The 19,578-nt window shown below is 58.1% G+C and carries 21 protein-coding genes and 1 tRNA gene; 11 read left to right on the top strand and 11 right to left on the bottom strand.

Features of this window, described 5'->3' with window-relative positions:
• Positions 1-4: 4 nt before the first annotated feature.
• Entirely contained in the window at positions 5-355 is a 351-nt protein-coding gene (locus B9N88_RS27735) for a hypothetical protein (protein ID WP_043293689.1), read from the top strand.
• Here B9N88_RS27735 and sctU read toward each other — a convergent pair whose 3' ends face one another.
• The 11 genes from sctU to sctW are packed head-to-tail and all read right to left on the bottom strand — an operon-like array spanning position 356 to position 10,526.
• Positions 356-1,453 (bottom strand): type III secretion system export apparatus subunit SctU, encoded by a 1,098-nt coding sequence (gene sctU, locus B9N88_RS27730; protein ID WP_027606901.1) that lies wholly within the window; start codon positions 1,451-1,453, stop codon positions 356-358. It abuts the gene before it with no gap.
• Positions 1,450-2,238, bottom strand: a complete 789-nt coding sequence (sctT, locus tag B9N88_RS27725; protein WP_027606902.1) for a type III secretion system export apparatus subunit SctT — start codon at positions 2,236-2,238, stop codon at positions 1,450-1,452. The genes sctU and sctT overlap by 4 nt, the downstream gene beginning before the upstream one ends.
• Positions 2,239-2,248: 10 nt before the next feature.
• A complete protein-coding gene (gene sctS, locus B9N88_RS27720) occupies positions 2,249-2,512 on the bottom strand; it encodes a type III secretion system export apparatus subunit SctS (RefSeq protein ID WP_027606903.1) in 264 nt (87 codons plus the stop codon).
• Between the two features lie 7 nt (positions 2,513-2,519).
• The gene (gene sctR, locus B9N88_RS27715; protein ID WP_027606904.1) at positions 2,520-3,173 is read right to left on the bottom strand and encodes a type III secretion system export apparatus subunit SctR; all 654 of its coding nucleotides are present in this window, start codon (positions 3,171-3,173) and stop codon (positions 2,520-2,522) included.
• Entirely contained in the window at positions 3,170-4,183 is a 1,014-nt protein-coding gene (locus tag B9N88_RS27710; protein WP_027606905.1) for a FliM/FliN family flagellar motor switch protein, read from the bottom strand. The genes sctR and B9N88_RS27710 overlap by 4 nt, the downstream gene beginning before the upstream one ends.
• Complete coding sequence (locus B9N88_RS27705; protein WP_027606906.1) at positions 4,177-4,638, bottom strand: type III secretion system HrpP C-terminal domain-containing protein; 462 nt, start codon at positions 4,636-4,638, stop codon at positions 4,177-4,179. Before B9N88_RS27705 ends, B9N88_RS27710 begins: the two co-directional genes overlap by 7 nt.
• Positions 4,635-5,063 carry a type III secretion system stalk subunit SctO gene (locus B9N88_RS27700; protein ID WP_027606907.1) on the bottom strand — a complete coding sequence of 143 codons (429 nt, stop codon included), beginning with the start codon at positions 5,061-5,063 and terminating at the stop codon, positions 4,635-4,637. Before B9N88_RS27700 ends, B9N88_RS27705 begins: the two co-directional genes overlap by 4 nt.
• Positions 5,050-6,408, bottom strand: coding sequence for a FliI/YscN family ATPase (locus B9N88_RS27695; RefSeq protein ID WP_027606908.1), 1,359 nt, complete (start codon positions 6,406-6,408; stop codon positions 5,050-5,052). The genes B9N88_RS27700 and B9N88_RS27695 overlap by 14 nt, the downstream gene beginning before the upstream one ends.
• A complete protein-coding gene (locus B9N88_RS27690; protein ID WP_027606909.1) occupies positions 6,405-7,313 on the bottom strand; it encodes an FHA domain-containing protein in 909 nt (302 codons plus the stop codon). The genes B9N88_RS27695 and B9N88_RS27690 overlap by 4 nt, the downstream gene beginning before the upstream one ends.
• A 34-nt stretch (positions 7,314-7,347) precedes the next feature.
• Positions 7,348-9,441, bottom strand: a complete 2,094-nt coding sequence (gene sctV / locus B9N88_RS27685) for a type III secretion system export apparatus subunit SctV (protein ID WP_027606910.1) — start codon at positions 9,439-9,441, stop codon at positions 7,348-7,350.
• Positions 9,438-10,526, bottom strand: a complete 1,089-nt coding sequence (sctW, locus tag B9N88_RS27680) for a type III secretion system gatekeeper subunit SctW (protein WP_169899173.1) — start codon at positions 10,524-10,526, stop codon at positions 9,438-9,440. Before sctW ends, sctV begins: the two co-directional genes overlap by 4 nt.
• 262 nt (positions 10,527-10,788) lie before the next feature.
• Here sctW and B9N88_RS27675 point away from each other — a divergent pair, with 262 nt between their 5' ends.
• From B9N88_RS27675 to B9N88_RS27635, 10 genes are all read left to right on the top strand, one after another.
• Positions 10,789-11,340 carry an RNA polymerase sigma factor gene (locus B9N88_RS27675; protein ID WP_027606911.1) on the top strand — a complete coding sequence of 184 codons (552 nt, stop codon included), beginning with the start codon at positions 10,789-10,791 and terminating at the stop codon, positions 11,338-11,340.
• Between the two features lie 361 nt (positions 11,341-11,701).
• Positions 11,702-11,778 (top strand) — tRNA-Met (locus tag B9N88_RS27670).
• Positions 11,779-11,946: 168 nt separating this feature from the next.
• The gene (locus tag B9N88_RS27665; RefSeq protein WP_027606912.1) at positions 11,947-13,188 is read left to right on the top strand and encodes a tyrosine-type recombinase/integrase; all 1,242 of its coding nucleotides are present in this window, start codon (positions 11,947-11,949) and stop codon (positions 13,186-13,188) included.
• A 282-nt stretch (positions 13,189-13,470) separates the two neighbouring features.
• Complete coding sequence (locus tag B9N88_RS32490) at positions 13,471-14,412, top strand: hypothetical protein (RefSeq protein ID WP_143491274.1); 942 nt, start codon at positions 13,471-13,473, stop codon at positions 14,410-14,412.
• A gap of 67 nt (positions 14,413-14,479) precedes the next feature.
• Positions 14,480-14,983, top strand: a complete 504-nt coding sequence (locus B9N88_RS32485; RefSeq protein ID WP_143491273.1) for a MerR family transcriptional regulator — start codon at positions 14,480-14,482, stop codon at positions 14,981-14,983.
• On the top strand, positions 14,976-15,230 hold the full coding sequence (locus B9N88_RS27655; protein ID WP_027606914.1) for a helix-turn-helix transcriptional regulator: 255 nt from the start codon (positions 14,976-14,978) through the stop codon (positions 15,228-15,230). Before B9N88_RS32485 ends, B9N88_RS27655 begins: the two co-directional genes overlap by 8 nt.
• Positions 15,227-15,532 carry a hypothetical protein gene (locus B9N88_RS27650; protein ID WP_027606915.1) on the top strand — a complete coding sequence of 102 codons (306 nt, stop codon included), beginning with the start codon at positions 15,227-15,229 and terminating at the stop codon, positions 15,530-15,532. The genes B9N88_RS27655 and B9N88_RS27650 overlap by 4 nt, the downstream gene beginning before the upstream one ends.
• A gap of 530 nt (positions 15,533-16,062) precedes the next feature.
• The gene (locus B9N88_RS27645) at positions 16,063-16,344 is read left to right on the top strand and encodes a hypothetical protein (RefSeq protein WP_027606916.1); all 282 of its coding nucleotides are present in this window, start codon (positions 16,063-16,065) and stop codon (positions 16,342-16,344) included.
• Entirely contained in the window at positions 16,341-16,622 is a 282-nt protein-coding gene (locus tag B9N88_RS27640; protein WP_027606917.1) for a DUF3077 domain-containing protein, read from the top strand. The genes B9N88_RS27645 and B9N88_RS27640 overlap by 4 nt, the downstream gene beginning before the upstream one ends.
• Positions 16,619-19,525, top strand: coding sequence for a DUF927 domain-containing protein (locus B9N88_RS27635; protein ID WP_027606918.1), 2,907 nt, complete (start codon positions 16,619-16,621; stop codon positions 19,523-19,525). The genes B9N88_RS27640 and B9N88_RS27635 overlap by 4 nt, the downstream gene beginning before the upstream one ends.
• Positions 19,526-19,578 lie beyond the last annotated feature (53 nt).

Here is a 19,578-nt window from a genome sequence, read left to right as displayed (position 1 = left end):
GGAAATGCCCGACAATCAACGCCAGGTATTTCTGGACAATCTGGTGAGTGGCGCTGCCGCTCACCTGATACTCGCTCCCGGTATCAAAGCATGTGCACTGCACGCCGGCAAACGCCCGGGCATGGCCTTGCAAGTCGCTCGTTCAGCATTACAGGCAGGGCAGTTGCAGCAGGTATTGGAGCGGCGCTTTGAGCTTGCCGTGGTGTTCGATGGTTGTTTTATCTACCTGGACGCGCAGGATGCCTTGGTAATCTGGCACGCGCTGCCGGCTGCAAACGATGCGCTCGACGGACTCCTCAGCCGGATGCTTTCCCTGGCCAATCTCCAAGCCCTGGACACACGCTCCACCTGCTGATCAGCGACGTTCCAACTCAGGCAATTCCAGCGTTTCGCGCTTGGCTTCATCATCAAGCTCACGCAAGGTGCGATAGATCAGTGCCACAGCCTGCAAGGATTCGCGGGGAATGCTTGCTCCCAACGCTTTGGTATAGAGCAAGCGTGCCAGCCATACGCATTGGATGACCGGCACCTCGGCAGCCTTCGCCTGCGCAATCAACTGGCGGGCGACGGCATCCGTACCTTTGCTGACCAGCAGCGGAAGCGGTGTCTTGCCCGGGCGGTAATACAGGGCGACAGCAAAGTGGGTCGGGTTGACCACCAGCATGTCGGCTTCCTCCAGCTTGGGCAGCTTGACCTTCGGTTCCTCCTGGGCCAATTGCTGCGCCAGCGCGCGGCGCTGGCCCTTCACATGCGGGTCGCCTTCCATATCCTTGTACTCTTTGACGACCTCGACCTGGGTCATGCGCATGCGCTTGGCGAAGAAGTACTTCTGCAAGGTGAAATCGATAACTGCCAGTACCAGTAACAATGCAAGACAGGCATGCAGCAGATAGCGGAACAGGGCGATCAACGCCAGTAGGTAACTTTGCAGATCGCTGTTGGCCAGGTTGATCAACGTCCCAAGAGAGGGCCAGACCACCAGGAATACGATCAGCCCCAAAAGAAACGCCTTGGCGATGCTCATCAACAGATTCATCAGCGACTGGGCAGAAAAGAATTGTTTAACTTGGCTGATCGGGTTGAGACGATTGAAATCGAGCTTCAGTGCCTCGGGTGCAAACAGCAATCCGAACTGCATCCAACTGGCGATCAGCTTCGTGGCAATCGCCACGCCGGCCATCAGCAGGCCGAATGAGAAGAACACCACCAGGCCTTCAATCAGCACTTCTTCCAACGCCCGTACAAAGGGCTGGTCCAGGCGTGAGATCGGCAACACCATCAATTGCTGGAAACGTTGCAAGCTGGTATCGGCGGTGAACAAGGCGATCTCGCTGATGGCCGCCAGCACCATCAACTTGGCCACATCCTGACTTTGAGCGACCTGGCCTTTCTGGCGCTGGTCACGCAGCTTCTTGGCTGACGCCGGGTGCTTTTTTTCCCCCGAGTCACTCATGGCATCGGGGCCTTGAATAAAAGGCCCAGCGAGTGCTTCAGGTCACTCAGTTGGCTCATACTCCCCACGATCAAGTCCTGCAGCAGCGCAAAATACAACAGCAGAATACCGATCCCCGCCAGGCACTTGACCGGTGGCGCCAGCGTACTCACCTGTAGCTGCTGACTGTAGACCCCCAGCAGTGCGATGCCGAACTCCAGCAACAGCAGCACCGCGATAAAGGGAGCAGCGTAGAGCATCATATGGGTGAAGGTGTCGCCCAGCAGGCCGACAAATACGCTCATGCCATCAGGCGCCGGGAGTGGGAACCATACGGTGGGTGGCCAAATCAGGTAACTGTCCCAGATCACCTGAGTCAACGCGCCTAACCCCAGGGTGGCCATCAATAGAAAAATCGCCAATTGCTTGAACAAATGCCCTATCGGCGTCGCATCCGGCCCCAGTGAAGGATTGAGCTGACCACCGGCCAAGGCTCCGCGCTGGTTATCGAGCAAAGCCCCCACCGACTCGAACAGCCAGAACGGCATCGCAAGCAACATCCCCAGCAACACCCCCAGTGCCAGCTCCTTGAGCGCCAATGCAGCGAGCACAAACGCTGAGTAATCATGCTCCGTCAACACAGCATGAATACCCGGCGCGGGCATCAGCGCCATGACCATCACAAGGATGTGCCGGAGCATGCCGCGTATATGCTGGAAACAGAACGCCGCCACCAGTATTCCGCACGGGTAGATTCGCGCCATGCCGATCATCAGACTGGGAAGGAAATCAAGATAAGCCAACACGGGCGAGGCCTCAGTTCCGGGCCGAGCGGCCAATCATTTCGAAGGTCAAGTTGATCAGTTGGATCAACTCCACGCCAATCCAGCGCCCCGTCAGGATCAACGTAACCCCTACGGCCACCAGCTTGATGCCAAAAGGCAGCGTCTGGTCCTGTATCTGCATCAATGCTTGCACCAGAGACACCAGCACCCCCACCACCACCGCCACAATCAATGGGGGGGCAGACAGCACCACCACCAGCAACATGCCCTGCTTGAACAGCACAATCGGGTCCATACGCCACTCAGAGATAGGAGAGGAACAAGCTGTCGAGCAACCGTGACCAACCCGACACCAACACGAACAACAGCAATTTGAGCGGCAGGGAAATGGTCATCGGCGAGACCATTTGCATGCCCAGCGCCAGCAGCAGGTTGGAAACAATCAGGTCGATCACGATGAAGGGGATATAGATCAAGAAGCCTATCTCGAACCCTGCCTGCAGCTGCGACAACACGAAAGCCGGAATCACCAGGATCAGATCTTCGCGTTGCACCTCCTGCGCCATTTGTGCAGGCCAGAGGCGCGTGGTGTTTTCCAGCAGGTGCGTCAATATATCCGGGTCCACATTGCGCAGCATGAATGCGCGTAACGGTGTGATGGCCTCATTGCCCGTCTGCAGAAACGTTTGCACGTTACTCATGTCCAGGGGCGATGCCTTGACGCTCTCGGCGATCTCATAACCCACTGGTGCCATGATGAACAGCGTGGCCGCCAACGCGATGCCATTGATGGCCATGCTGGGCGGTACCTGCTGCACACCGATGGCATTGCGGGTGATCATCAGCACGATGACGATCTTCAAGAACGATGTGCAGACGATCAACAGCATGGGCATCAGCGTTAATGCCCCCAGGAATACCGCCAGAATGAGGGGGTCTATCCCCTGCAAACTCATCGGCCGAACATCACGCGAGACAACTGCAACCCCAGGCGCCCATCGACTTCCACCAACTGCCCCTGGCCAATCGGCCGATCGCCGTAATACAGGCCGGCCATGCCGGGAGCGTAACCGCTAATGCCCAATACCGAACCGGGCGCGAGGTTACGCAGTTCGCCCAAGGTAAGGTTCAGCGTTCCACAGCGCACATTCAGCGCCATGCTCAACTCATCGAATGGTTCGTGGCCAAATACATCCACGACCGGTTCATCATCCTCATGCGCCGAGTAATGGGGCGCTGCAAAATGTTCGTCCACAGACGAGTCCTCGATAGAAGTAAGCGCCAGGCACAACGGCCCGGTGTCATCGTCAATGCGGCCATGCAAACGTTGCCTGCCAACCTGCACGTAGCCGCTGCCTTGGGCGGAAAAAAAATACGGGCCGAGCACCAGCACATCACCGGTACGCAGGCTGCGCACCTGCGCAATCGGTAACTGCACGCGGCCCAGGGTCACGGCGATTGCCAGTTGAAACGGCGCCGGCAAAGCTGCCGCAGTGGCGCGCCAAGGCCCTGCCTCACACAAGGCCAGGAAACTCTGGGGGGTCAACCATAGGTAGCCTTCAACCCGGGACGCCCCCTGGGTCACACTGAGCCGGCAGCCAAACCCCTTGGGTCGATCCGTTTCCAGCAAGCGCACATAACCCAGCAGCGCCCGCACCTGGGGACTCATGTGGTACTGGTACAAGGCCCAGAACCAGGAGTCCGGATCGTTGCCAACCTGGGACAGGGTCACCGGGCACTCACCCAGCAGACTGAGCAACGGCCCTGCTTCTACAAGCGCCAGCACGCCACACACCGTCTCAAAGCACAAAGCCTTGCCGCCAGCTGGGGCACGCCCGGGCTCAATCAGCAACTCGCCGGCCTGCCCGGCCACCTTGAACGGCAGGCGCAGGCCGCGCCCCAATCGACGGCGCGCGGCAACCGTATCGCTATTAATCAAGGGAAAGGTCAGCGCCGGCATCAGCATGCGCAACCGACGCTGGGCATCAGCAAGTTCACCGGCAGCCCCAGCGCTCCCGCGAATCGACCCTCGCACTGTTGGCGTACACCGCAAAGCCAGCGCGCCGTAGCGTCCTGCTCCGCCTCCAGCTCGATCGTCCAGGCGCCCTGCTCGCGGCGCACGCTGGCGTTGATCCGCCCCAGGCGAGGCAAGTACAGCACCGCCTGCAACGGCCACTGCGACGCAGCCTGCACACGAGGCGCCAGTTGCTCGGCAAGCGCCTCGATCAGGGCTATACCGGTACACGCCTGTTTGCCCGATAAGGCAGTCCCCACACCAGCGCCGCCATCGTCTCCAGTAAAAAATTGAGTGAATAATCGCCCGAGTTCCATGGACACGGCTGTCGTGGCCCCCGGCTCACGCTCGTCCCGCGGCTCGCGCTGGCGCGGACGCTCAGTGGGTTTATTTGAAACCTGGGTCATGTCGGCTCCTGAGCCAGTAAGAGGGATAACTCCTGAAGTTTTTCCACCTGCCGCAGGCACTCCGTGACGTGTTTCTGGGCGCTGCCAACCCGACTTTCGCTTTCCCCCTGCTGGCCCCGCAACGCCTCCAACTGGCCTATCTCCCGCTGAGTACTGGCAGATAGGGAGCGCTCCTGCGCGCCCCAAGATTTCAAGGCCTTGAGGCTCAGCACCTGACCCTGATGCTGACTGAGCAATTCAGCACTTTGCCGGGCCTCCTCCTGCCGAGTCTGCTCAAGCGCATCCTTAGCCTGCTGGATATGTGCAAGCAGGGCCTGCTGGGCGCGCCTGGCCTCACGCAGGGCGCGCTCGGCGCGGTCAGCTCTGTGCCTGCGCAGGCGCCGCAACGTCTCGACTTCACCGAGAAGCACATCAGAATGGGACATGGGCGGTCAGATCCTTAAGTTGCTCCAGCGTCGCCACCATCGGCGTAGGCACACGCAAGTCCTGGCGCAGGAACCCGTCGACCGCCTGACGGCTGTCCACCGCCAGATCGGTCAGGGCATCGCTGCCGGGTTGATACTCTCCCAGCTTGAGCATCAGCTCGATCTGTTGGTACGCCGACAACAACCGTCGCAATGCCGTACCCGCCTGGATGTCCTCCGGCTCCGCGACGTTGCTCAAGATCCGTGAAAGGCTTGCCAACACATCCACCGCCGGGTAGTGCCCACGCTCGGCAAGCTTGCGGGACAGCACGATATGCCCATCGAGCAGCGAGCGAACTTCGTCGGCCACCGGATCGTTCATGGAGTCCTGCTCAATCAGCACCGTATAGATCGCGGTGATCACACCGTCACGCGTCAACCCGGCACGCTCCACCAGTCGTGGCAGCAGGCTGTATACCGAAGGAGGCAAACCTCCGCGCCCCAGGGGTTCGCCGGCAGCCAGGCCGATCTCACGCTGGGCCCGGGCGAAACGGGTCAAGGAGTCAATCAGCAGCAATACCCGCTGCCCCTTGCGCCGAAAACCTTCGGCCAATGCCGTGGCCGTGAACGCGGCGCGGGCGCGCTCCATGCTGGAGCGATCGGAGGTGGCGCACACCAGTACCGCCTTGGCGCGCAGCTGGTCATCGAGCTCATGGTCGAGAAATTCACGCAGCTCCCGCCCCCGCTCGCCGATCAGGCCGAACACGATGACATCGCACTCGACGTTACGCGCGATCTCGGCCAGCAGGGTGGTCTTGCCACAACCGGCCCCGGCGAACAGGCCTACACGCTGCCCCTCGCCAATCGTCATCAGGCCATCGATCGAACGCACGCCGGTGGCCAGTGCACGGTTAATCCTCGGCCGCTCAGTGGGCAACGGCGCTTCACACAACACCGCACTGGTATCCGGTAAGTCAGCCTCGACAAACGCACTCACGCCCTGCCCCGTAATCGGCCGCCCAAAACCATCCAGCACCTGGCCCAACAGGGCCTCGCTGACCTGGACTCGATGCGATACCCCAAGGCGCTCCACTCCAGCACCTACCCGCACGCCTTCCAAATTACCCAAGGCGCTGAGCACCGCGTCCTGCTGATCGAAGCCGATGATCTCGGCGAGCATGTAGTCGCCCGGACTTTTTTCCACCTGGCACAAATCGCCGATACGCGCCTGGGGTAGCCGGCACTGCAGCAGCATGCCGTTGACGCGCTGGATTCGGCCACGCATCGTCACCGGTGCAAAGGTGCTCAGTGACTGGGCCTGACGCTGTTGCCAGGCGTCCAGACGAGCTTGCAGTTCCGCACTCACCAGCGCACCTCGTAACGCTGCGCACCATCAAAAACCACTTTGCCGTTGTCGATCAGCACCAGCCGCAGCCCTTCCACTTCGTCGCCCACAAACAGTCGGCTGCCTTCTTCCAGGACCACGTGACCATTCGGCCCGCCGACGATTTGCACAATCCTGAATGGCAGTGTGCCGTCGCGCACACGCACACGGCTGATCACCGGCACCGAGCTGTCGAATTGCTCACCAAAACGGCTGAGCATGCGTGCTACCAGCTCCACCTCGTCCTGTGAGACCTCTCCATTGAGCGCCACCTGGTCATTGATCACTTGCAAGGTAACCCGCTGACTCAACTCACGCTCGCTGAGCATCTTCAACAACTGCTGGCGTACTTCAAAAGACGAAGCCAATTCCTGTTTCTGCACCGCGGGCGGCATCAGCGAAGCCTGCGCCTCACGCTCCCCAGTGGAAACCATGCCCACTGCCACAATGATTACCGTCACCACCAGCACCAGGCTGATCAGGCGCTTCTGCTGGGAGGGCGAGATTGACGATAACGTCATCACCTGCGCAGGCACATCGGCCGCTAGCGGCACTACCGGCGCTACCGGAGCAGGGGCTGCGGGTTGAGGCCAGGGTTGCTCGGCCAAGGTCACGCACAGCCGCACCCCTCCCACTGTAAACGGCACATTCAGTTCCAGTTTGGCGATCTGCGCCAGTACCTGGCCTTCGGGGTCTCGCAACAGTCCGGCTTCGGCCTGCACCAACCAGTTGGCGTCGATAAACCGCAGGCACGCATGCTGCTCGACGACTCCCGGATCGTTCAGCATCAGGTCAGCGTCCGCGTGCGCACCAATACTCCATCGCTCCCCAAATAACGGCAACGCAGCGCCCTGGCGCAGCCCATCAAGCACCCTTAACTCAAACATCATCGCAACCTCCACGCTGGCCATGGCCGAATACTCATGCCACCGCACCACGCATCAGCTCGTCCTGGCCCAGGTCAATGCGCCCCAGCACCTTGACCTTGGAGGAGCTCCCCAACTCGGCAAACGACAGCACCGGGACATGGTTGAACTCTTCCAGCAGCAAGGTACGCAAGGGGCTTCGCAGGTCCTGCGCCACCAACAGCACACTTTTACTCTTGGCCCTTAAGGTAAAGGCCTGGTTGAGCAGGCTGATCAACGCAGCGCTGTGCTCATCGTCAAGCGCGAAAAACACCCCGGTCTGGGTCTGTCGCAATGCCTCGCGCAGGATGTTTTCCGTATGCGGTGAAAGCAGCCAGGCATGCAGGCCGTCGGCCTCGCTGTACTGGTGGAAAATCTGCGCCTTGAGCGCAATACGCGCGTAGTCGGCCAATGCTTCCGGTTCACGCTCATGCTGGCCATACTCGATCAACGATTCGACAATCAGCCGTACGGCCCGCAGCGGCACACCTTCGCTGGCCAGGCGTTGCAACACCGACGAAAAGCGCGACAGCGGCATGATTCGCTGCAGTTCCTGCACCAGCTCCGGCTGGTTGTGCTCCAGCCAGCTGAGGATCGACTTGCTCTCCTGGATCCCCAGGAACTGCGGGCCGCTGAGCATCATGGCCTGCTTCATGCGTTCGATGATCAGACTGGTCGCGGTGAAGCGCTCCAGTTGCGGATCGTCGAGCAGTGGATCATCCGGTGCCAGCCAGACCCAGTCCTGTTCATCACGCTCGGCCAGCCCGGGTATTCCATGCTCGGGCTCGACCGTCAAGGCGTTACGCTCAACGGCCAGATAGTTGACAACCGAGGCCTTGACCATCGGCACTTCATGCACACAGAAACGCATTTCGTCGGCGGCCAGCGAGTCATCGAGCTCGACCTCAAATGGCGGCAGGGTCAGGCCGATATTGGCAACCAGTGCATTTCGGGACTGGCGAATCCCATGAATAAGCTCCGTCACCTCAGGCGTCCCACGCAAAACCGGGGGAAACTGCAACAGGTAGGGGCGCGACGGATCGAACCCGCGCAAGTCCTCTTTTCCGTTCTCTTCGGGACGCACGGCTTCGGAGGCTTCGGCCGCGGGCGCTGCCTCTCGCTGACGCTGGCGCATCAGGTAATACCCCAATGTGCCGGTTATCAGCGAAATAAGGATAAATACCCCGGTCGGCATACCGGGCACTATCGCAAAGGCGAGCATGCCCACCGAAGCGATTATCCAGCTCTTGGGCTCGCTGGTCATTTGCCGGGCAATTTCGGCCCCCATGTTACTGATGCCCTTGCGCCCCTCCGGCGCCACCCGGGTGATGATCATGCCGGCGGTCAGGGAGATCAGCAGCGCCGGAATCTGTGCAATCAGGCCATCGCCGATAGTCAGCACCGAATACAACGCCATTGAATCAGCGGCGCTCAAGCCGTGCTGGAACATGCCCGTAGAGAAGCCACCCAGCAGGTTGACCACGACGATGATCAACCCCGCGATAGCGTCGCCCTTGACGAACTTCATGGCCCCATCCATCGCACCGAACAACTGGCTCTCACGGGACAACTGCTCGCGCTTGTCCCGCGCTTGCGTGCCGTCGATCAGGCCGGCACGCAAGTCACTGTCGATGGACATCTGCTTGCCCGGCATGGCGTCCAGGCTGAACCGCGCCGCGACCTCGGCCACCCGTTCCGAGCCCTTGGTGATCACCAGGAAGTTAACCAGGGTCAGGATCAGGAAAATCACCATTCCCACCGCCAGGTTGCCACCCACCACGAAATTACCGAAGGCCTCGACGATATCTCCGGCGTCTTGCTCCAGCAGGATCAGACGCGTGGTTGCAATCGACAGGGCCAGTCGAAACATGGTGGTCAACAGCAGGATCGAGGGGAACGAAGAAAACGCCAGGGGGCCCGGCAGGTAAAGCGCAAGCACGATCAACAGGCACGAAATGCAAATATTGAGGGCGATCAGAATATCCACCAGCCAGGTGGGTAACGGCACGATAAAGATGAATACGATGGCCATGACCACCACAGCGCCCAGCACCTCGGCGCGTTGTGCCACTTTGAGCAACCCACGGTTGATGGCCGACAGAGCGGTCACGTCATCAGCCTCGGTTCACCGGCATACCGTGTGGGTCCACGCAAGGCGCGGTCCAGTTCATCGATCACCGTCAGCAGGATCTGCAGGGTTTCCAGACGTATTCGCTTTTCGGACCACAATGCCAGGGGAAATTGCTGAAAAAGAGGGTAAAGGGCATTGAGGGACATCAGTTGACGGTCAAGCGGACCGCCTCCCAGTTCGTCCCCCAACCGCAGCAATTCATCGACAGCGATACCGGCGCCGGCATACCCCAGCAGGCGTTGCAACAAGCTCACGGCGTTATGCTCGATACTCAAGCGCTGGATCAGCTTGTGACAACCGCCCAATACGCTGCTCAGTTGCCCGCAGTCCCGCAGGCCCATCAGCAAAGTGCGCAACAGGGGTGTGGGCATTGACGACACCGCGGCCGCGATGTCATCCGCCAAAGCCTTACGCATCACCTTGAGCCCGACGTGGAACTGCTCACCACCATATACACCCAGCAAAGCCTGCATCATCGTCGACAGGGACTGGCGCGTGACCACACTGGCATAGTAAAGCACACGCAGTGCCTGGCGCTCCTGCGGGTCGACCCCGGCCGACTGCAATGCCAAGGCAATGTTCAGGCCGGCCTGGATCTCCCCTTTGAAACGAGCCTCAAGCTTGGCAATTGCATCGCGCGCCAACGTAGTGTCGGACGGGCGGCCCTCGCTGTCTGCCTTGGCCACCACATGCTTGAGCACCACGAACGCGCGCGCCGGGTCCCCGTCCGCAAGCTTCAGCAATTTTTCGACAGTCGGTCTGTCCTGCAATTGCTGCCTGAAGAGCAGTGAGAGGAAAGCCAGGGTTTTCTTGGCCGGATGGCCCAACTGATCATAAAGTTGCGCAAGCTGCTCGGCCGGGAGCACGCGTACCACCATCTTTCGTTCGTTCAGCGCCCGGCTGTTGAGCTCCACCTCCTGACCAAACAGATGTGCAAGCTCATCGATGCCCTTCGCGGATGTGTGCACTTGCGCTGAGGCATGGCTGACAACCGCTTCACCCTCAGAGGGGTGGGTGCGCACATCGTTACGAGGGTCAGTTGTTTTACGGGATACTTGTTCCATGGACACGCCAGTACAGGAAGAGTGTTTCCCTGTGTGGCAACGTCTCCCCATGCAGTTCCATCAAAATCCGTGCTCACTAGGAATTTGAAAAAACTTGCAAAAGCCTTAGGCGCCCCATGCAAATCACTGCATAAAAACCCACCAAATAAAAATATTTATATATGTAAATCATATAGTTATGTGTTTTTTTCGATTGGCACAGGGAGTGCTAAGGGGACCTGTCGACACCCGCTCGACTGCGTCTACCCTAAGGAAAAAAAACATGAATCTCCCCATTGAAGCTTTAGCTCACCTCGTTGGCAGCTCGCCTCAATTCATGCATCACCTGACAGACGACCAGCAGAAAAAACTCAGGCGCTTCATTCACAAGCGCGTACTTAACCCCGAAGATGCGGATGATCTTCTGCAACTGACGTACCTGGAGGCCTGGCGCAACCGCGAGCGCTTCTGCGGTAACGCCTCGCTCAGCACCTGGATGTGCGGCATCGCGCAAAACCTGATTCGCAACCACTTCAGGCGCATGTATGCCAAACCCGTGCATTGCGAATTTGATGAATCGTTGTGGCATGGACAGGAAGAAAACAACAACCTGGATTGGGAGTTTGAGATCAACCGCCGCCTGGAGAACACCCTGAGCGCCATTGACCACCTGCCGACGGAAATGCGCAGGACGATGTACGCCTCGCTGGAAACCGACGGCAGCTACCAGGACACCGCCGATGTATTGGACATCCCTATCGGCACCGTTCGCTCACGCTTGTCGCGAGCACGCGAACAGCTCAAGCGCACCACCCAGAACCCGTTCCAATCGTAAAACCGGCTGACTGGCCAAGCGTTGGGCGAAAGGGATATCTGCCCAACCGAATCAGACCTTTTTCGTACGTGCCAGGAAGATCACCAATCACCCTGACAGCGTCGCACCGATCCCGCCAAAACCGAACATCAGCCCCAAGCCCCTTGAGCGATCAGTCCCGTTGCAAGCAGGATCAACGAGCTGCTTTGCCCAGCAGCCGAGGGATTGCCTGGCGCCAGGGGGGTCCCTTCATAGAAGCAGCGAATCATCAACCACTCGTCGCCCAACTCGCTCATTTCCGATAAACAATTGAAAGCGTAGATAAAAACTCAAAATAAATGCTTGACGCATTCCCGTTCTACGCGAATAATGCGCGCCACTTGGCTACATAGCTCAGTTGGTTAGAGCATAGCATTCATAATGCTGGGGTCCGGGGTTCAAGTCCCTGTGTAGCCACCAAGTACCTGTTTATAGATGTCTACAGCAGTCTATAAACAACCCCAAGAAGCCCGCCTAGTGCGGGCTTTCTTGTTTCTGGCTGTTCACCTCTGTCTACCCCTATACCTTCCCACCGTGTATCCCCCTGTGTATCCTTGGTTAAAAATAGAACTCAGGGGATACATGCCCATGAAACGTTCTGAAATCAAGCGCCGCCCCTTGTCTGACACCGTCCTGGCAAGCCTGGAGCCCGACATCAAGGAATACCGGGAGCAGGACGGCAACGGTCTGTATTTCCGCGTGAAACCCGACGGTCAAAAGTCCTGGCAACTGCGCTACAAAACGCCAGCTGGTAAATGGAGCTGGTTAGGTCTCGGAGGTTATCCAGAGGTCAGCGGCGCATTTGCAAGGCAGAAGGCTTCCGTACTGCGCAGTGACGCAGCCGACGGCAAGAACCCAATGGCGACCAAACAGGCTCGCCGAGCTGCTGAGCTAGCGGCCAGTAACAATACGTTCGAGCCACTCGCACGGGAGTGGCATAGCTCGCGACTCAACTCCTGGGATGCCGGCACCGCTAAACGGGTCATAGGTGCGTTGGAGCGCCACGTGTTCCCCTCCTTCGGCAATCGCCCATACACCGGCATTCTGTCGATGGAGTGGATGGAACTGCTACGCGGAATGGAACGACAAGGCATCCTTGAGCAGATGAGCCGAGTCAGAGCCTATTGCAAAGACATTTATGACTTAGCTCGCGTAACCGGTCGGGCGATAAACAACCCACTCGACGGTGTGCATAAATTCCTTTCGGCAGGTAAGCCCGAAAACTATGCCCACGTCAGCATTGAAGAACTACCCGCCCTCCTCCGCGCCATTCGCTCCTACCCCCACGCCAAAGATGTGCAACTGGGCTTGCGCTTGCTGACACTCCTCGCTGTTCGCCCCAGTGAGCTACGTGAAGCGTTATGGGACGAATTCGACCTTGATAAAAAACTTTGGACAATCCCGGTGGAGCGCAAAGGCCGTAAGAAAGGCCTCGAGCATTTAGTACCACTCAGCCGTCAGGCCGTTGAAGCCCTCAAAGAGCTGCACGTCCTGACCGGCGCTTACCCGTTACTCTTTCCTGGCAGAAGCGACCGCACCAAACCTCGAAGCGATACGGTATTTCTAATGGCTCTACGCCGTCTCGGGTATGAAGGTCGACAGACAGGCCATGGGTTTCGGCACATCGCTAGCACCGCCCTGAATGAACACCGATTTGATGCTGACCACATCGAGGCCCAACTCAGTCACAAGGCACCAGGCGTGCGCGGAATTTACAACAAGGCCCAGTACCTGGCGCCACGTACAACGATGATGCAGTGGTACGCCGATTACCTAGATGGACTGGAGAAAGGTAACGTGATCGAAGGGCATTTTGGCAGGGTCGAATAATGATGCATTTCCGTACCCCCTCAAAAAACGGTGTTCCAGGTGTTCCAGGTGTTCCACAAACGCTGAAAGCCACGTATTTCGTGGCCTCCAGACGTGGAACACCTTTTTGTTTTAGCTGGAACACCTGGTGTTCCACACAAAAAAGGTGTTCCACCCAAAAAGCGCCTCAAATGGAACACCTCAAACCCGCCATACCCGGCTGTAGGCCCCGTGCACTGCGGTTCCTGAGGAATTTATGGATCGCGCGTTCACTGAATTATCTCAGGGGTGCGGGGGTGGCCGATGCCTTATAGGGATCTTCTTGGGCACCCGCTGGATGTCGATACTTATGACCCACCCAGAACGCTTACGACCCGCGCTTTATACCCTGAATTTGAGGATCGCTTCGCGGAGGCATTTGATGTGATCTGCAAAGGGCAATCGTTCTGGAAAGAATTCTACGTTTGCGACGAGCTCTGGGATCCTCATGCCCGTAAGGTCGTTTCTGCGGTATGTCATCTGTCGTACAACATTCGACAATCGTTCAACAGGTTTCCTGCATTAGGGCTAGCGTTTGCAACACGCACTAGCCGTCTTGATAGCTCTGGAGTATCTGATGCTCAGCTAGTGGCGACCCTAGCGATGGATCGTGCGTGTCGAGCAATCTTCACGCTTTGGAGATGGATAGACCTAGTCGAGGGTGATGCAAATCGTGGTGACCATGAACGAGCTATAAAAATGGCGCGCGTCTTCCCTGACTCTTATCTCGAGATGGTCAACAAACATCGTGAACAGTTCAAGGTCGAGGAAAGTGAAACTGGGGAGTCTTTCGCGACCTATTTAGGGGATGCTCGGAGTTACATTGCAGAGGCCGAGACCTATGCCGTAAAAGCCGAAGCGGATAAAAAAAATGCTGCAACTCAACAACAAACAGCTCAAGAATATCGCAAAGCCGTCTCACGCAAAGGCTCCGATAAATCGGCGAAAGTCAGACGCTTAGGTAATGCCCCACGAGACAAAAGTATTTGCGATGCCTACGAGCGCGATACGGGATCAGGAAAGATCCACGCCGAGGTAGTGGCTTCCCTTTCGAAAAAACACTCCCTCAGCCAGAAACAAATAAAAAACATCCTGGTTCAGGGCAAGGTATGGGCCCCCAAGAAAAAGCGTTCAAGCGCAGATGATGAGCAGGCGAGTGAAGCCTATCGGGAGATTCTTGAGCGGATGAGAAATATATGGGAATGAGCTAAGCACAGTTCCAATTGGGTAAATAAAGTCGCTCCTGTCGATCACGGATACGCAGGAGATTGATATGTACGCAAACACCGCTCCATCAGAATCGCTAAACACCGCTGCTCCCACCCAGGCGCGGACAAACGTCACCCACGGCCCGCATGAGTTTTTGACTGGCGGGCAAGTCGCTTACGCACTGCGCATCTGCCCCGAAACCCTTGCGGAATGGCGCCGCAAGGGTAGACCTCTCAACTGGACGAACATCGACGGTAGGCCCAAATACCGAAGGTCCGAGGTATTGCGCTGGTTGTACCGTTGCAGCAAAAACATCGGAGATTTAGAACCGCTCGTAAGTGTTCCTCATGGTTTTTTGTCTGAAGGACAAGTCGGTTACGCGCTGCGCATAGGCTACGAAACTCTAGCGGATTGGCGCCGCCGGGGTAAGCCGCTCACATCGACAGGGATCGCAGGGCAATACCGCTATCGCCTTGTCGAGGTGGTTCAGTGGATATTCCAATCCCGGAATGAAATTCTTTCTTTGGAAGCGACCACATTTGGGCCAGAGGGGGACGATCATGACTGACCGGCCCCCACTCCCCTTTCAACTTGATCCAGCCACTACGCTGATCCGCATAGGCGAAGTTTCAGCCATCGTCGGTCTTGCCAGATCCACGATTTACAAGCTGATGTGCCAGCCGGAAAGCGGCTTTCCTCTCCCCGTCAAACTCAGCGAAAGCAACGCCCGTGGAGCGCCGGTAGCCTGGGTTTTAAGCGAAGTTCAGAACTGGGTCCGAGCACGCATCGCACTGCGCGCCAAGGAGGCCGCATGAGAGCGTCTGTAGCCCATAAAGCGACATTACAACCATTCTCTCTCCTCCAGGAAATCGGCCTGTCTCGGGCAGCCATGCAGCGCCTCATCCGGTATCGAAATAAGCATGAAAGCCTGGGCCGGACTGTCGTCGTCATGACGTGGCCTGACGGCAACTGGGGCGTACTCGCGATGCACACAGAAAAACTCAGCCTCGTCGCTATCGAGGATGACCAAAAAGCAGCTGCCTATGAGTATGCACATTCGATGATCGAGGGCGGCTATCTGCCGCTGCTTCACCTGCGCTGGGAATTTCATGCTTGAAATGAAAACGCCCCCGGCGGCAACCGGGGGCGTTGGAGGTAAATCTAGATGCCCAATCAATGTATTTCGCCCCCAGCAAATCTGCAAGATTCGCTTGTGGTTGCACGTCGGAAAACTGAGCGCTATGCTCTGGCCGTCGCTGCAAATTCAGCGTCCGGGTTTGGCGACCCGAGTTTAAGAAGGCGCACAGGCGCCACCATATCGATTGCAGGCGCTTTTTTTGTGCCCGCATTCCTGCTTTATGGCGGCTGTGCGCGGGAGACCTTCGGGTCTGCCGGGTTCCTTCTTACCCGGTTCGCCAACCTGCGTACAGCTGCCACCTTTATTCGTTTGGCGACGTTCCGTGGCAGCTTCCACTTAAGAAGGAGCTCCACCATGCACGCCCTAAATCCGTCCAAAATCCGTGCTGCTGCCCACCGGGCAATGGCTCGCGCCGCTCTACACGCAAACTCCAGCCTCCGTTCTCGCCTCGCCCGTTACAACTCTCACATGGAAAAAGCACGCGCCCTGGAAGCCACAGGGGGTGTGAAATGAAATCGAAATGCCTTGCTCTGCCAGAAGAGCTTTTGACCGTCTCCGGCGACGTCGAAGCAGGCATACCGATCGATGCGATCAGCTGCACCATCATTCGCGCCGACTCGGTCTTGGCCTTGCTTGAGGAACACTTCATAGAGGGCAGACCGCCGCTCCCATCAGCGATAGTGGCGGGCACCCTTTGGGATGTACGCGGCGCACTGGCTCTCATAAAAACACTGGCCGAACACGGCCATGATTCCACTCGCAAAATGCCTCGTGATGGAGGTGCCCAATGACCTCGCCAGCCGAACACAAAACACCGGGCCATACACAGTTCACCAAGGTGAACAAAGAAGGTAGGATGCTGTTTCGCGTCAACCCAGGCATATCAATCGATGAGGCTTTAGAGGTCGCATCACACCTGCAATTTTTCGCCAATCAATTCGCGTTCGACGCCGCCATGACCGATAACTGCGAGCGGCTAAGTTGGGCGTCTTATTACCTGGGCGAAATGGCGAAAGCACTAATTGATGACGTCACGGACGGGCTATTTCTTGCGAGGCCCGACCAATGACCGAGCGCCCCGCTAAAACTGGCAAACGCCCCAGCTTCGCCCAGGTGAAAGGCGCCTCCCTTAAGGCTATTGACCGAGTGTTGTCTCACTGGCTACCCAACGGGAAACGCGAAGACGGCGGCAAGGAATATTCAGCGCCGAATCCAACTCGCGCCGACAAGCACGCCGGATCGTTCAAGGTGAACTTAGCCAAGGGCACCTGGGCGGATTTTGCCACCGGCGACAAGGGCGGCGACCTGATTGATTTGGTCCGTTATTTGGATGGTGGAACAGAGGTCGAAGCGTGCAACAAACTCGCCGACTTTCTGGGTGTGGCCAACGACTCAAATAGCGTCTCAACAACCGCAAAATCGGCGCAAAACAGAACACCGGACTGGGTGGCCGTTCGCCCCATTCCTGATGAGGCCATGGCGAAAATTTTGGTCAAGCATCGCCAGCATGGAACGCCCTCAAAGGTTTGGATTTATCGAGACGCCGACGCCCTGCCGTTGATGGTGCTCTATCGCTTTGACCTGCCTCCAGATGACAGCGGCAATCCGCGTAAGGTGTTTGCACCTCTGACCTGGTGCAAAGGCAAAAATGGTGTCCTCCAGTGGCGCTGGCAAGGTTTGCCGGAACCGCGTCCGCTGTTACACCTCGACCACCTCAAGCAACGCGACGTGGCCCCCGTCGTGGTGACCGAGGGCGAGAAATCTGCCGACGCCGCCGCGCTGCTAATGCCGGGGTACGTGGCCACCTGCTGGCTCAACGGAACGAACTCTTGGCGCAAGTCGGACTTTAGTCCGCTGATTGGGCGCGATGTGCTGCTGTGGCCTGATAACGATGCGCCGGGGCTCAAGTGCATGGAAGAGCTGGCCGAGCACCTGCGCACGCTGGGAGCGGCCTCTGTGCGCGTTCTGGCGCTCGCGGTGTTCAGTCAGCGACCGGGCCTCAATGGAGAAGCACCGACCTTTGCCAAGGGCGGTGTGTGGGCGGACGGCGATGATGCTGCCGATGCTCAGGCAAAGGATTGGACGCCCGCCCACTTTGCCGAGCTGGAGCGCACAGGAGAGCTTTTCTCTCTGCCCCTCACGACGCCTCGCGACAAGCCGTCCAAAGCCAAGCAGACCAACAGTAAACAACCCGCTAGGAAACCCAAAACCAATACGCTGCCAGGTGGCTTTCGGCTCACATCCGAAGGCGTATTTTATGCCGGCGATGATGGTGAAGCTCGGCCAGTCTGCTCTCGCCTGGAAATTCTCGCCCGCACCCGGGACGAAAAGGGCAATAACTGGGGCTTACTGGTCGAGCTGGATGATCCCGATGGGGATAAAAAACGCTGGAACATCCCCGCTCGCAACATGGCCGGTGACTTCGGCAAGGAAGTGTTGGGGCCTCTGGTGGATATGGGCTTGCGGTTGGCGGGGAGTCGGTCAGGGCGTAACGCTCGCAACGATTTGCAGGGCTACCTGCAAAGCTATGACAGTGACAAACGCGCCCGAGTGGTTAACCGACTCGGTTGGCATGACGATGCCTATCTGCTCCCAGAGCAACAGATTGGCGTCAGCAAAGAGCAGCTGCATTTCTATGATGCGGGTGCTCAACTTCCGCCCATCAGTCAGGCCGGAACACTCGCACAATGGCAACGCCATATTGGTTCCCTATGCATTGGCAACCACCGCCTGACGTTCGTTGTGTGTGCCGCTTTCGCAGGGCCAGTACTGCATATGCTCGGGCATGAGTCAGGGGGCTTTCACCTTTACGGCGATAGCTCCGGTGGGAAAACCACCCATTTGCAGGTGGCCGCATCGGTCTACGGTAGCCCACGTTGCGTACGCTCCTGGCGCTCTACTGACAACGCCCTCGAGTCCATCGCCGCCGCGCACTCAGATGGCTTATTGGTGCTCGATGAAATCGGCATGTGTGATCCGCGCATCATTGGCGAAACGGTTTACATGCTGGGTAATGGCAGTGGCAAAGCACGCGCCAATGATCGAGGCCAGGCCGGTCGTCACGTTCAGGAATGGCGTTTGTTGTTTCTCTCGACCGGGGAAAAGACGTTAGCGCAGCACATGGCAGAGGCAAACAAGGATCTTAAAGCGGGCATGGAAGTACGCATGCTCGCAGTACCTGCCGATGCCAGCAAAGGGCTTGGAATGTTCGATGCCCTCAATGGTTTTGAGGATGCTGCTGCGCTTTCAGACGCTCTAAAAGCGCGGGTGACCAAATACTACGGCACCCCGCTAACCGCCTTCCTATCGGCCCTGTGTGAGCCCGGAAAGATGCTGGGGTGGTCGACCATTTTGCGCCACACCATTGAGCGGTTTGTCTCGACGTCACTACCCAAATCAGCGAGCGGACAGGCCCAACGTGCTGCCACTCGCTTTGGATTGGCGGCTGCTGCTGGAGAGTTGGCCACCGCCCTGGGGATAACTGGCTGGCCAGAGGGGGGGGCGACCACGGCGGCAAAGGTTTGTCTCAATGCCTGGCTGAATGAGCGAGGCGGCGCCGGAAACTTCGAGAGTGATGCCATCGTGGCGCGGCTTCGCCAAGTGATCGAGCGTTTTGGGGAGAGCCGTTTCACTCGCTGGGAATCCGCCGCCGCCAAGATCGATGAGCACGGCCCTCGCACCATTGACCGGCTGGGCTTTCGCAAGACGCTGGAGCACGGCCTGGGTGATGCGCTGCACACCACCACGACCTACTACGTACTACCCGAGGCTTGGTGTTCCGAAGTTTTCAAAGGCATGAACCTGAACGCCGTTAACAAAGAGCTATTAAGCCGGGCCATTTTAGAGCCCGGCAGCGATGGCAAAGCGGCTCAATCGGTAAGGCTGCCGGGCATGCCTAAAGCCCGCGCCTACGTTTTTAACTCATCCGCACTCATGGCGGATGACAGCGGACACTCCATCGAGGCCGCATAAATTAGTTATCCATTTCGGCCTGCCATTCCGGCAAGCCTTTCGCAGCACCATAT

The sequence above is a fragment of the Pseudomonas sp. LAMO17WK12:I1 genome (genome assembly GCF_900177315.1).
GTDB classification, from domain to species: Bacteria; Pseudomonadota; Gammaproteobacteria; order Pseudomonadales; family Pseudomonadaceae; genus Aquipseudomonas; species Aquipseudomonas marginalis.
Note: the sequence above shows the minus strand (reverse complement) of the source record. Positions and strands in the feature narration are given on the sequence as shown.